Genomic DNA, 12,745 nt, shown 5'->3' on the forward strand with positions numbered 1-12,745 from the left:
GCTAGCCCACTCTTGAGAGTAGGCAGGTTACGTGTTGTAAGGGCTCTTGCTGAGCTGCAAGTTGATATACAGCGCGTTGATCGCGCCGACCGCTCCCAGCTCAAGCCCACCGCTCGTCATCAACCCAAGACGTGCGTCAGCCCCCGTGGCAGAGAAAAAGGTCTGACCGATCGTGCCGTACGTGTTGACCTTCGGCCGGCTGATTGCCGCCGGTACGGAACCGATGGACACGAGCTGTCCCGGTGCCTTGCTGGGGGAGAGATCCACGCGCCCGGAGAACTCCCACATGGTGGAAGACTCGCGCACGTACAGCGTCCCGGAGACCGCCACGTTCGTTCCGTCAGAAGCCTGATAGTTGGACAGCGTGACTGCCTGCCACGGTCCGGGGTCGGTCGTGAACCACGTACCGTCAGCCTTCCGTCTCCAACGCTGATTAGTGCCAATGTCGTACACGGTGGCACCGACACCGACAGTGGAAGCGGTCGGAAGCTGTCCCGCCCAATCAATGGCGATAGTGCTTCGGCCGGCCAACGCTGCCTGATCCCGGTACTGTCCCTGATACCGCGTGACGGTAAGCGTGAACGTGGTCGTGGCCTTCGGTACGTCCACCCAACCCAGCGCAACGGCGTTCGCGGGACGAGCCGGAGCCACCGGAGTTGCCGCCGGAGTGCCGGGAACGATCTCGATTGCCACGCCGTTCGTACCGTCGTCAGCGAGCGTCGTGAGCCGGGCAACGATCAGGTCCCTACGCGGGTTCACGTTTGAGGCAGTCGGGACAGCCACGGTCGCACCGGGGGACCATGCCCACGTTGCACCACCGGCCGTCAGCCCCAAGAACACGTTCCCGGAACCCACAGACACCGTGCGGGCAGTCTGGTCACTGTTCAGGAGAAAGTCAGTAGTGGACGCGAACAGATGGGTCATGCCCTGACGTGGGACGCTCAGGCTATTGAAGTTCGCAAGGTCGTTACCGCCGTACGAAACACCGTCCTGAAACCATGCAAAACCCGCCATGTCAGACCCACCTATCTACCCACGTAATGACCGCTCGTGCGGAAGTGAATTCGTCACGGCTCGTCAGCCTCAGCCGGTGAAGTCCCGGACCGTACTCCGGCCACACGGAACCAACCTTCACGAGCCCCGTAATGTCCTGACCGGCAACCGTCGTCACGGTCATTCCGGCGCTGTCAATGACTAGGTCTCCGTCGTGATCCACGGAGAAGAACTGTCCCGTTGTGTCGTCCCACAGCGTGGGAGAAGCCCCACCGGTTATGACGACCTGGGGACGAGCGGTAACCGACCCGTACTGAGTCAGCCACGTAATCGGGTCCGGCGGGGGAGCGCCCGAACCACTCACGACCCACGGCACAGCGTCCGGGAAGGTGAGCCCGCTAGCATCCTGTTCGCGCTCGTAGCTCCGCACCACCGACTCACGGGGAGCGTCGCCATACACGTAAGGGCTCGTGGCGTACAACTCAACGACGACGTTGCACACCATGTTTGCGAAGTTCAGGTCAAGAGGGGCGCTCCGCTTCCGTGGACGCGCCATGACGTAACCGGTCTGATCGGCAGCCACACCGGGGAACCGGAAGCGCAACGGTTTCTCAACGTCCCCCGGCATGAACGCCGCTTGCAAGTCCACGAGCGCCTGAGTGAACTCCTCACGCGTGCTGCCGTAGACCTCAAGGGTCACGGTCACCGTTCGACCGTTCATGTAGTCGTCACCCGCGTACAAGCCGTGGCGCTGCACAAGAGTCAGGTCAGATGACCGGATCTCCGGCAGCGTCAGCAACCCGTCAACGGCAACGATGGAAACGGCGGAGTCGGGTTCCCCCATGACGAGCCCGTTATATTCACACGTCCAGTCGTTCAACTCCGCCATTCCATCCCCCTCTTATGCCTACTCTTGAGAGTGGGCTGACCTATGCCGGCGACGTACGCAGCGCCCATGCGACCTCACGCCCAATAGCGAACGGGTCCGCGTTGGTCTGCACGTTGACCACGACCCCACTACCGCCGGAAAGCGAGTGGTTCGGAACGACGCGCGAACCGTTGGGAAGGTAAACCTCTTCCGGTCCACGCTCACCGACCCGGACCACGCCGGAAGCCGGTCCACCCATGGCGCGAATCTTCGGAATCGGGTTGGCAGGCAGATCAATGCTGAGCTTGCCCCAACCCAGCTTGTTCGGGATCGCGTAGTTGAGAAGATCAATCACGCCGTTGATCGCACCCTTAGCGGCACGAGCCACAGCGGACGCAAGCGACGACGCGAAGCCACCTAGCCGGCTGAGCCCGTTCTTGATTCCGTCGATCACGCTGCCACCGATCGACTTGCCCGCGCTCACGAGCGAAGACAGCGACGACAAGAGCCGTCCCGGTAGCCCCTTCACGAAGCCAACAACGGCGTCAAGTCCAGCCTTCGCCTTATCCCTGACCCACTTGAAAGCGTTCGTTGTAGCGGTGACGATCGTGTCCCAATGCTTGATGATCAGGCCGGGACCGGTGAAGTTCAGGAACAGGTTCTTGATGAAGTTGAAGACACCCTTGATCTTCTCCCACACCCATTCGAAAGCCTCAAGGGTGTACTCCTTGATCGTGTCCCAGTTGGCCCAAATCAGCGCGGCAAGGGCAACGATCCCGGCAATGACCCATGCAATCGGACCCATGGCGATTACCCATGCCGCTGCCATACGAGCCGCTTGAAGCATGGCCTGAACGCCCATGAGAACCCACTGACCGACGATCACGGCACCGGAGACAACGGCTCGTGCTGCCGCTGCTATCCATCCCCCGATCGTTGACCATGACGCTGCCACCTGAGTTGCTGCGCTCGTGACCGACGCGGCTGCCGTTGTGACCCAACCCGTGACCACACCCGCAGCGGTAATGCCTTGCTGCACAAGCCACGAGATCAGCGCGGGAAGGATCAGGGTTGTGATCAATCCGGCGATAATCCCGAAGGTCGTGCTGTGCTGCGAGATGAAAGACGCGGTTGTCTGAATGGCTGTGCCAACCCAACTGAGCTTGTCGGCAAACGCCGATACCGCCGGGATGACCGTTCCGCCCAGGAAGTCAACAAGGTCTTGCTGTAGCCCACGGCTGAATGCCTTGAGCTTCGTTGCCGCGTTGTCGTGCATGGTGTCGCCGGCCTTCTTGGCAGCACCGTCAACTTTGCCCAGGTCGTCAACGGCCTTAGAAGGGTCAAGACTGAGAAGCGCGTCTTGCATATCCTCAGCCTGAGTACCAAAAAGTTGAACGGCAAGAGCCGAACGTTCGGCAGGGTCTTTGACGTTTCGGAGCCCGTCAAGAGTCTGGTCAAGCGCCTTCTTAGCGGCCGGTCCGCCTTCGGCAATGGCCTTCGTCATCTCCTTGCCGGAGAGACCCATTTTCGCGTACGCCTGATCGACCGTGTCACCACCGGCCCGGACGATAAGACCGAACTCCTTGAGGCTGTCAGCGACAAGGTCAGCGTCACGCGCGCCACCCTTGAGCCCCTGAGACAGAAGCCCCATTGCCGTCTTGCCGTCAAGCCCCAAACCCTTGAACTGAACGCCGTACTCGTTGAAGGTGTCAAGCAAGTCTTCCGACTTGTTCGCGCCTTCCTGAGCACCCTTCGTCAGAATGTCGAACGCTTCCGTTGCGTTCTTCGCCAACCCGGTCTTGAGCATCTGCCCGACCGCATTGGACGTGGGACCGACTTCGTCACCCAGGACCGTTGCAACGTTCATGGCTTGCTTGCTGATTTGGCTCATCTCATCAGCAGTAGCCCCGGCAGGTACTAGACCTTGCTGCCAAAGGGACTTGAGCGCTTCGTTCGCGTCAGCTACGGACTCCCCGTACCCGTCCGCGTACACGGCTCCGGCAGCCTCACCCAACCGCTTAGCTTCGTCGGGGGACGCGCCCAACTGAGCGGCAAGCAGGTCAGCGCCGGCCCCCTGTTCTAGCGCGTCCATAATGCCCATGCCGATACCGGCGGCAATGGCACCACCGGCAGCGAGAGCGAGACCGGACGCTATCTCACCGAACTTGCTGACTTCCTGCCCGGCTTCGTCAAGCGTCTGAGACAGCTCTTCCGCGTCGCCAATGAGTGTGATCCGAATGGGATCAGCCACAGCGCACCCCCTACGTCATGACGGGAGTACGGCGCTCCCCATTGCTGCCGGAAGGCCGGCCACGTCCCCCGCGCTGAGCCCTGTTGTGCTCACGCTCTTGTGCCTCAAGGTCTTCGTTCATCTGATCCACCAACGCGCGGAAGTCCCTCAGCTCAAGGGACTGCACGTCACGCCACGTAAGCCCCTTGAAGTGGCCAACGAGACGCGCGCAAACAACTACGCGTTGGGCGCGGTAGGGTCCGCCTTCGCCTTGCCCTTGAACTCAATGCGAAGGTTCTTCGCGTCCTCAAGGGTGAAGTCAGGGTTCGTGCGCTTCTTGACGACGTACGCCATGGCAAGAATCAGCTTGCCCTTGCGGGCTCCGGCCTTCGCCATACCGTCAAGCGGACCGTCAATGATCTCTTCAATCTCGCAAATCTCGCCAACGGTAAGGCTGTCCATCTTGAGAGACAGAACGTCGTCAGCGGCAGGCTTCGGCTTCTGAGCGGGCATGGTCAGTCACTCTCCAAGTAGTCACGAACGATCTGCGATATCAGCCGCTCGTACGTCGCGCTTACGGCCTGAGACTTACGAGCCATAGCGCGGTAAAGGAATCGGTTCGGGCGAATGTGTCGCTTCCGGTAACCGAAGTGAATTGCGGCAGCGTAGGGAACACGGGACGCTGAGCCCGCTTTAATGGCCACCGACTTCTGAGAAGCCACGACCTTAATGGACTTGTCGAGTTTCCCCGGACGGTACTTCTTGGACGACTTAGCGTCCCGGTGCCCGTCCGGGGACTCACGCACAGCAGCGGGAAGGACAAGGTCACCGGCCTTCTTGTTCGCTCCCCGGATCGTCTTGTTCAGCTCCTTGTCCCGTAGCTGTCGCACGTTCCGCTGAAACTCACGGAGACCGTCAACCTGAACGGTGAACTTGCTACGGGACACGAGCGGACTCCCTTACGGCGTGGCCGGCTCCGGCTCCGTGTACGTGACCTTGATTGCGGCAGTGCCGTTACCGGGGTCAAGGATTCGGAACGGCAGGTTGTGAACGGTCAGCTCGTCAACGGACGCTTCGGGGGACTCCCCGGTGAACTGAACGGCCGGCGCTTCCACCTTGAGTGAAGTGCTCGGAATCAGACCGGTCATGTTGACCGTGAGCCCGCACAGCTCACCCGCAACGAAGGCTTCGTACAGCCCCAGCGAGTCAACCGAGAACTCACCCTCAAGGCTGCCTTCGTAAGTCGGCATGGCGTTGCGAACGGGCTTCTCCTTGAGCGCGTTCCCCCGCAGAAAGCGACGGTCCACGTTCAGGCCACGGTCCCCGGACAGCTCAAGCTTCGTCGCGTTGAGTGGTACCGCGCTGCCGTTCCGGCTCAGGGCAATGCTCGTGCGCGTCCAGTCGTACGCGTACGCCTCAGCGGGATACACGGGCGCGACAATGTCACCCGGAAGCTTGGAGTGAGTCACGTCCCGGAAGTCAAAGCCGACCGTGAGAACGCACGCCTCTTCGGTCTCAGCGGTCAGTTCCCACTCAGTGGCGACACAGCCCAGGTGCTTATACGCAACCTTCGTACCGTCCACGGTGGGACGGACCATCTGAGCCGAGAACGAAGGGGACAGCATGTCGGACGAAGTCTCAAAGACCCACGTGCGCGTACCGTCACCGTTGCTCGTCACGGTGGCCTTGTCGAACGCGGCAGCGAAGAGAGAACCCGCCCCAGCGTCCAGAACGTCAATCTCAATCTCGCCTTCGCCACCCATGTTCACGATGTTCCGGCGGTCGGCTCGTGCAGTCTGCATACCGGCGCGGAAGCCCACCGACTCAACGAACTCACGGGTCGTCTTCCACGAGTCCGCGTGGCCTTCGTAACCCTCAACGGTGGTGGACAGCGTGCCGTACGTGGCTTCCTGCCCAATGCCAATGCTTGCGTCAAGCGCCATGCTTGCGCCCCCTTCTACTGATAGACGCGACCACGAACGCGGACGCGGACTGTGAGAGCGCTGAACGCTCCGTCAGTCGTCTCGGAAGTCTCGACTGAGGCTGACTCCGGCCGAAGGTCTACGAGCCCCGTGACGGTCGTTCTGTCCACCGTGGCGCACGCATCCGTGATGCTGTCCCGCAGCACGTACACGCCGCGCTCAGCGTCAATGGGATTGCCGGGGGAGATCACTACCGCGTGAACTTCCACGTAACCCGTGACGTTCGTAGGCTTCCGGCCTTCTCTCATGCCGGCTGACGCAAGGTCGTCGTCAGTGGTCGCGCCTAGCCACACCTGTTGCCGCCGGGAGTTGTCACCGGTCTCGGCATAGGTGCACTGGACTCCGGCCGGAACCGAAGCCTTGAGCCGGTCGAACAGCGCGGACTTCGTGTCAAACATGAACGCCACGCTGTCCCCCTACATGAAAATGAACGGCAATCGCGCGCGGTACAGATTCAGCTTCGCGTTCACTTCCGGCAGTGAAGTCGGACGGAACGAGCCCCCGGCTTGAGCAAGCTGAATGCTGCCGAATTCGGATTGAAGTTGAAGCGCGCGATCAGGAATGCGGGACACCGTGTCAAGGACGTACTGACGCGCGATCGTGCGCACGCACCACCGAATAATTTCCGGAGTCGGGTTGTCCACGGTGTCCCACTTCTGCCCGCAGTAGACCTCAACGGTTTCAACCGCGAAGTCAATTGCTTCGGACAGAAGCGCGTCACTGAACAGGGCGGAGTCTTCCAACCCGTCCAGCGCGCGAAGCTCTGCAATGTCGGCGTATGCCATGTGCACCCCTCAGCGGGGAAGGGGGCAACCTACTCTTGAGAGTGGGCTGACCCCCTTCCCGTCAAGCGGGATCAGGCACCCGCACCGATGGTCAGAACCTTCGCGGAACGCTCGTCCACAAGGAGACCGTCCGCACGCTGAATGAACCGGTACACGACCTGATCGTTCAGGAACTTGTAATCAACCGACCGCTCAACGCGGAGGGGACCGGCAAGGCGGACACGGTACTTGCTCAGGTCACCGAACAGAACCTTCGTCGCCGGAACACCGTCATCGGTCAGGACCGGCTTGCCGTTGAAGGTGTCGGGAGCGCCGGCCACGAGACCGGAAGCCCACAGGTACTGACCGTTCGCGTCCTTGAGCTTGCGCATGAGCGCGGCAGTCTTGTCGGCCACAACGTACTTCGCGTCACGACGGTAGGACTGAGTCAGCTCGTAGCTCAGGTCAATGAGCGCGTCGGCAACCTCACCGTCCGGGGACGTGAGGGTGAACCCGGCAGTGGCAGCGGGGGCAGAAGTGAAAATGCCCTTCGGCTGACCCGTACCGGTGCCGGTCAGGAAGTGACGACCCATACCGTCACCAATGGCCGGACCCGCGTCACCGACAAGGAAGCCGACAAGGTCAAGCGCCTGATCGGCAATGAACTCACTGGACACGGTGGACGCGTATGCGTACTTGTAAGCGCCCACGGAAACCTGAATCGTGGTCGGCTCAGACTCGGGAATGTTCCCGTTCTCGCCCACGATGGAAGCGGACGCGCGACCGGTGACAACGGTGAAGTCAATCGGCTCACCGCTGGACGTGGTCACGATGCTCGCACCGTTGCGCATGATCGTGCTGCGCTCAACGGCCTGAGCGAGAAGCTGACCGTACAGGGTACGGGTCAGAACGTTCGGGTTGGACGGACGGTCAACGGTACGAGCCTCAACGTCCCCCGCCTCAGCACGGAACTCAAGGGACTTGCCGAACCCGTCAGCGCCACCCAGGGACCGAAGCTGAGCCGAAGCGTCAGCAAGCTTGTCCTGAGTGCCCTTCTTGCTACCGGTGCCCTTGAGTCCCTGCATGAGAGAGGTGACGTTCTCAGTCGCAGCGAGAGCGTCAACGCCGCGCTTGATCCGACCGTCAAAGTCCGCAATGGCAGTGAGAAGGTTCGTCTCCTTCTCGCGCGCCTCAGCGGTCATGTCCTTGCCGGCGAACTCGTCGGTCAGCGCCCGAAGCTCGTGGGTCGCACGCTCACGCGCCTCAAAGTTGGCGCTCAGGGTCTTAGCGTCCATGTTCAGACACCGTCCTTACTGAGCGCGCGGAGAAGTGCACGCTCGTTGAAATAAGAAACCGGCTCCGTGTCGGAAGCCGGTGGGTCGTTTCGCTCTTCGGGTTCGGGCGGAGGGGGAGCGAAGTCCCCAATGCCTAGCGCCTGTTCGACAGACCGAAGCGCTGCCTGAGTGGTCGGGTAAGCCGGGTTCACCACCGGTCCGACTTCGGCAACGTCCATGGCCGTAATCTCCCGAACCGGAAGACCGGTCTCAGGGTCGTCGTCGTCTGCCCGACGCTGCCCACCGTCCAGCACACGGAAGGTGAAGGAGCTACCGCGAAGGTCACCGCGCTTGAGGAGAGTGGCAACGTCACGGCCGGTCGTGGTGTCGGGAAGATCAATCTCGTACCAACCGCCTTCGCGGTCTTCGCCAACCCGGAGCGTCCCCGCACCCGTCCGCCCAAGCAGGGCATTGACGTTGTGGTTGAACGTGGCAAGAACGTCGTTCTGTCGCAGCGACGGAGCCCCGGCACCGGGAACGATCCGCTCTCGGAACCCGCCCAGGTCGTGACTCAGCTCGTTGAAGCGGTAGGCGTACCCGCGCATGACGATCTCGCCGTTGTCCGCCTTGCGCTCTTCCGGTGGGCTAACCGCGAACCTACGTTCAAGGTCAGTCATCCGTGCCCCCTTCGTCAGCCGGCTCTTCGTCCGGCTTCTCTTCGTCCGGCTCGTCTCCGGCCGGTGGTTCGATGGCAGGGGGCTCAACAACGGGCTCAGGCTCCGGCTCCGGCTCCGCGCCAACTTCGGCAAGGTTCATGGGAACGCGGTAGCTCTCGCCCAACCCGTCAGGCAGCGGGGGAAGGTCTTCGGCTGCACGCACTTCGTCAATGCTGTAAATGCCGTTCTGCAAGCCGAGTGAGTACAGCTCCATGCGTTCCTTCGGAGCCCCGCGCTTGATCTCGTCAAGGTCGAACTTGACGAACCGGAAGCGGTCGGCAGTCTCCGCGTACAGAAGGCGCGTGAACCCTGCCTCAATGCGCTCAAGCCACGGGCGCAGAGAGAACATGCTGAATGCGATGTTCTGTTCAGCGAGACCGGAGCCCCACGAAGTGGAGTTCGTAGCGTCGCTGATCAGGTGAGGGGGAACGCCGAAGATCCGCGCAATCTCAGGAACCTGAAACTGTCGCGTCTGCAAGAACTGAGCTTCGTCCGGGCTCATGGCAACCTTGCTGAACTTCGCACCTTCGGTGAGAAGCGCAACCCGGTGTGCGTTGTCAACGCCCGTGTTCGCTGTGCGCCACGCTTCGCGCGCACGCTTCAACCCGTCTTCGGACATGGTGCCCGGCACTTCAACTACGGCACCGGGGACAGCCCCGTTCGCAAAGAACTTGCTCCCGTACTTCTGTGCAGCGAGAGCAAGACCGATGGACTCACGCGCGTACGTGATCGGGGAACAGCCGGCGAACTCACCGGGAAGCATCATCCCTGGGATATGAAGAATGTCCCTAGGGGTGAACCATCCAAGAGCGACTTCGTTACCGTCGTCGTCAACGTCGAACGCCTCAAAGACCTTGCGACGCTGACCGTCCACCATGACCATGTGCGGGATAATCGACGTGGGGTCAAGCACGTCAAGCCCAACGATGTTCGGCCCCTGCCAACGAACGGCAAGGTACGCGTTCCCGTCAAGCAGAAGACTGAGAACGGTCTGAGACAGAATGTCAATCCGCCCCATGCCCCCCGGCTCCGCGTTCGGGTAGTCCAGCCAATCGGGGGACGTGATCGCACGCTGAGCCCCACCACGCTTCGTGTACGTGGCAACGGGCAGCGTGGCAATCGTCTCCGAGAGAAGACGGACGCAACCGAAGACCGCGCTCACTTGAAGCGCGTCAGAAGCGGTCACACGCTCACCGGAAGCAGCGGTAAGGGTGCCGTACAAGCTTGGGTCGTACGGCACCCATTCGCGGGACTCCGTGGCAGTGGCTAGCGCTGGAGACTCCCCCCGGCGGAGTAGGTCAGACCAGAAACCCACCGGGTCCCCCTTACTGCCTACTCTTGAGAGTGGGCTAGTCGTCAAACATCCCGGCTTCACCACCGATGATGTGAACGCCTTCGTCGTCTTCGTACGTGGCGAGAATCGCCGTGTTGACGAAAGCTCCGTTGTCTTCGCGCCACATCACAGCGCCGTGAACGGCAAGGATCATGGCAACGGCAAGGTCAATCTTTCGCCGGCTGGACGCGTGCTCTTTCGTGATTCGCGCACCACGTGCGTCTTCACGGATCACTGCGTTTCCGATGTGCCGGGCAAGGGACGGGTTACCGTCGTGGCTCATCCGACCGTCACGAGCCGCGTCGTACACGGCCTGAGTGGCAGGCACCATGCGGGCAAGTGAGTTCGTCGGGAAGGCTTCTACCGGGTAACCCTCAGCCTCAAGATTCTCAAGGGTCTCTTCCCAGCGGTACGGGTCAGCGACAAGGTTCACGACCCGGTACGTTGCCAACGCTTCCCGCAGTGCCTCACGCACGTCGGGCATGGGCACGCGCCAATGTGCGTCACCCTGGGGGGCTTCCCAGTGGCCTACGACGAACACCCGAAGGTCTTCCACGCGGCAGGCAACGAGCGCTGTGCTGTCACCCTTCCATGAGCCGTCAAAGCCCAACACAACGGCTTGCCCAGGTAGAAGGTTGTCCTCACCCGCAAGGCTGTCCCACAGCCCGTGAGGCAGCCACGTGGACGCGCCACGGACGAACTGACTCAAGCGGTAGATCCGGAACGACGCTTCTGTTGACCGCTGAGCGGCTGCCTTGAAGTCGTCTTCGTTCAGGATCTCGTAAGAGGGGTTACACGCCTTCCACACTTCGGGGTCAAGGTGGTCAACCGTGTCACCGATACGCGGACCCCACGAGCGATAGAACAAGGTGGGGTCGTTGACCTCACCGGAGTTCACGCGCTCACCGGTCTCGCACAGCGCGGCGAACGGTCCGTCAGGGTCCGGGCCGGCTGTCGAGACAACCCACGTCATGGGTTGGTTACGAGCGGCGGAACCCAGCGTCAGCGCGTCGAACAAGTCGGCGTTCTTGCTGAACGCGTACTCATCCAACGAGACCGCGCACGGGTTCAAGCCCTGTTGCCGTCCAGCGTCCGCGCTCACGACCCGGTACGTGTTGTCCTTGTACCGGATAATGTCGCGCTGCACGTCGCACACGGCGCTGAGCTTCGGGGACGCGTTGACCATTTGCTTCGCCGCGTCGAAAACCATGCGCGCCTGATTGCGGTCATTCGCCGCAGCGATCACCTGCCGTTGTGCGTCGGCGCGATCAGCGATCAAGTGGTAAAGCATGATGGCTGCCGCAATGGTGCTCTTGCCGTTCTTACGGGCAATGCACACGACTGCCATTCTGTGCTTGCGCTTCCACTGACCAAACGCGTCTTGCTCAAGGCGGTACGCGTCAACGAGTAGTTCCTTCTGCCACGGCAGGAGCTTGAACCGTTGGCCGGCGAACGAGCCGGTCAGGTAACAGAACTCCTCAATCCACTTCGCCACGCGGTACCCCTCCGAAGGGAAGGGAGCGTCAGCGGGAATGTGCCGAGAGATGACCGGGTCAATCTTGCTCACCGGTCACCGCCTCAGAAGTCTTCGGGTCCCGCTTGAACCTTGCGGGCTTCGGCAGCCACGATCCCTAGACGCATACGAGCTTCGGGCGTGAATCCAATGACGGTCTCGATAGCGCGAAGTTCCTTCTCCGTGCTCTCGACGTACCGCATTGCCGGGTGCACAACAGGCTGACCCGTGCTGCCAATCGTCATGAGACCGTCAGCGTCCACAGCGTCAAGGAGCTGGGAGCGTCGGTCGTACAGTTCCGCGTACCGGAGAATCAGGTTGCGGTCAGTGTCGGGGGAGTAGGCACCGGAGCCGGCTTGCCAGACAGCGCGCCAAATCTCCTTGCCCGTGGAACCCAGGTGACCCGGAGCACGGGGAGCACGACCTTCGTACACAATCGGTGCCTCAGCCTCAGCGGCGTAGTTGGCGTTCCCGGTGCGTAGCTCAGGGCTCTTAGCGTGGCTCATGGCACCCCCTAACGGAGCGTTCATCCCCCTTAGCGGGTGCCTTCGTGGCGGGTACAAAGTGGGTCATTCTCAACGTGACCCCAGGTGAGCGCGGTGACGCTCCGTCCAAAAACGGCCGTACACCTAGCGCGCGTTTTCCGAGCTGGGGCCGGGATCGCTGAGAGGTAATGCGGCGAACTTTCGGACCACTCTCCCCCTACCTAGAAGGGGCGCTTGCCGAAGTCCATTGCCGTCTTCGTCTTGTGGCATGACTTGCACAGCACTTGAACATTGCTGTCTATGTCCTCACCACCACGAGCAAGGGGAAGCACGTGGTCAATGTCCACCTGAGAAGGCAGGTACACGCGAAGGCACATGGCGCACTGTCCAGCCACGGCCTTACGCACAGCCTTACGGAGACGAGCCGCAGCATTGTTGCCACGGGCTATAGCCTCACGCCGCTTCACGTGTGACTGCACTGACCTACGCGCTGTGTAGTGGCTGTGGTGCAGTGCACACCTGCCGCTATGGGTAGCCCACTCTCGACACTCAAGACACCGTGTACGCATGGGCTACCCTCCCCCCTC

General features: G+C 61.7%; 14 protein-coding genes. All 14 read right to left on the reverse strand.

Going from position 1 to position 12,745, the window contains the following annotated elements; all coding sequences use genetic code 11:
• Positions 1-27: 27 nt before the first annotated feature.
• The 14 genes from ACZ5VC_RS14925 to ACZ5VC_RS14990 all read right to left on the reverse strand — a co-directional run bounded on the left by ACZ5VC_RS14925 (position 28) and on the right by ACZ5VC_RS14990 (position 12,727).
• Positions 28-1,014 carry a hypothetical protein gene (locus tag ACZ5VC_RS14925; protein WP_469120452.1) on the reverse strand — a complete coding sequence of 329 codons (987 nt, stop codon included), beginning with the start codon at positions 1,012-1,014 and terminating at the stop codon, positions 28-30.
• A gap of 1 nt (position 1,015) precedes the next feature.
• Complete coding sequence (locus ACZ5VC_RS14930; RefSeq protein ID WP_469120453.1) at positions 1,016-1,882, reverse strand: phage tail family protein; 867 nt, start codon at positions 1,880-1,882, stop codon at positions 1,016-1,018.
• Positions 1,883-1,922: 40 nt separating this feature from the next.
• Positions 1,923-4,112, reverse strand: coding sequence for a phage tail tape measure protein (locus ACZ5VC_RS14935; protein ID WP_469120454.1), 2,190 nt, complete (start codon positions 4,110-4,112; stop codon positions 1,923-1,925).
• A 216-nt stretch (positions 4,113-4,328) separates the two neighbouring features.
• Positions 4,329-4,604, reverse strand: coding sequence for a hypothetical protein (locus ACZ5VC_RS14940; protein ID WP_469120455.1), 276 nt, complete (start codon positions 4,602-4,604; stop codon positions 4,329-4,331).
• A gap of 2 nt (positions 4,605-4,606) precedes the next feature.
• Positions 4,607-5,038, reverse strand: coding sequence for a phage virion morphogenesis protein (locus ACZ5VC_RS14945; RefSeq protein ID WP_469120456.1), 432 nt, complete (start codon positions 5,036-5,038; stop codon positions 4,607-4,609).
• 12 nt (positions 5,039-5,050) lie between these two features.
• Positions 5,051-6,034, reverse strand: a complete 984-nt coding sequence (locus ACZ5VC_RS14950; RefSeq protein WP_469120457.1) for a phage tail tube protein — start codon at positions 6,032-6,034, stop codon at positions 5,051-5,053.
• Between the two features lie 14 nt (positions 6,035-6,048).
• Positions 6,049-6,471 carry a hypothetical protein gene (locus ACZ5VC_RS14955; RefSeq protein ID WP_469120458.1) on the reverse strand — a complete coding sequence of 141 codons (423 nt, stop codon included), beginning with the start codon at positions 6,469-6,471 and terminating at the stop codon, positions 6,049-6,051.
• Positions 6,472-6,489: 18 nt separating this feature from the next.
• Positions 6,490-6,858, reverse strand: coding sequence for a hypothetical protein (locus ACZ5VC_RS14960; RefSeq protein WP_469120459.1), 369 nt, complete (start codon positions 6,856-6,858; stop codon positions 6,490-6,492).
• Between the two features lie 71 nt (positions 6,859-6,929).
• A complete protein-coding gene (locus ACZ5VC_RS14965; RefSeq protein ID WP_469120460.1) occupies positions 6,930-8,132 on the reverse strand; it encodes a phage major capsid protein in 1,203 nt (400 codons plus the stop codon).
• Positions 8,133-8,134: 2 nt separating this feature from the next.
• Entirely contained in the window at positions 8,135-8,788 is a 654-nt protein-coding gene (locus ACZ5VC_RS14970) for an HK97 family phage prohead protease (protein ID WP_469120461.1), read from the reverse strand.
• Positions 8,781-10,013 (reverse strand): phage portal protein, encoded by a 1,233-nt coding sequence (locus ACZ5VC_RS14975; protein WP_469120462.1) that lies wholly within the window; start codon positions 10,011-10,013, stop codon positions 8,781-8,783. Before ACZ5VC_RS14975 ends, ACZ5VC_RS14970 begins: the two co-directional genes overlap by 8 nt.
• A gap of 163 nt (positions 10,014-10,176) precedes the next feature.
• Entirely contained in the window at positions 10,177-11,727 is a 1,551-nt protein-coding gene (locus tag ACZ5VC_RS14980; RefSeq protein ID WP_469120463.1) for a terminase large subunit domain-containing protein, read from the reverse strand.
• 11 nt (positions 11,728-11,738) lie between these two features.
• Positions 11,739-12,107: a phage terminase small subunit P27 family gene (locus tag ACZ5VC_RS14985; RefSeq protein ID WP_469120807.1), complete on the reverse strand. Its 369-nt coding sequence runs from the start codon at positions 12,105-12,107 to the stop codon at positions 11,739-11,741.
• 272 nt (positions 12,108-12,379) lie between these two features.
• On the reverse strand, positions 12,380-12,727 hold the full coding sequence (locus ACZ5VC_RS14990) for an HNH endonuclease (protein ID WP_469120464.1): 348 nt from the start codon (positions 12,725-12,727) through the stop codon (positions 12,380-12,382).
• Positions 12,728-12,745: the final 18 nt, after the last annotated feature.

The sequence above is a fragment of the Streptomyces sp. NPDC033174 genome, from assembly GCF_055577795.1.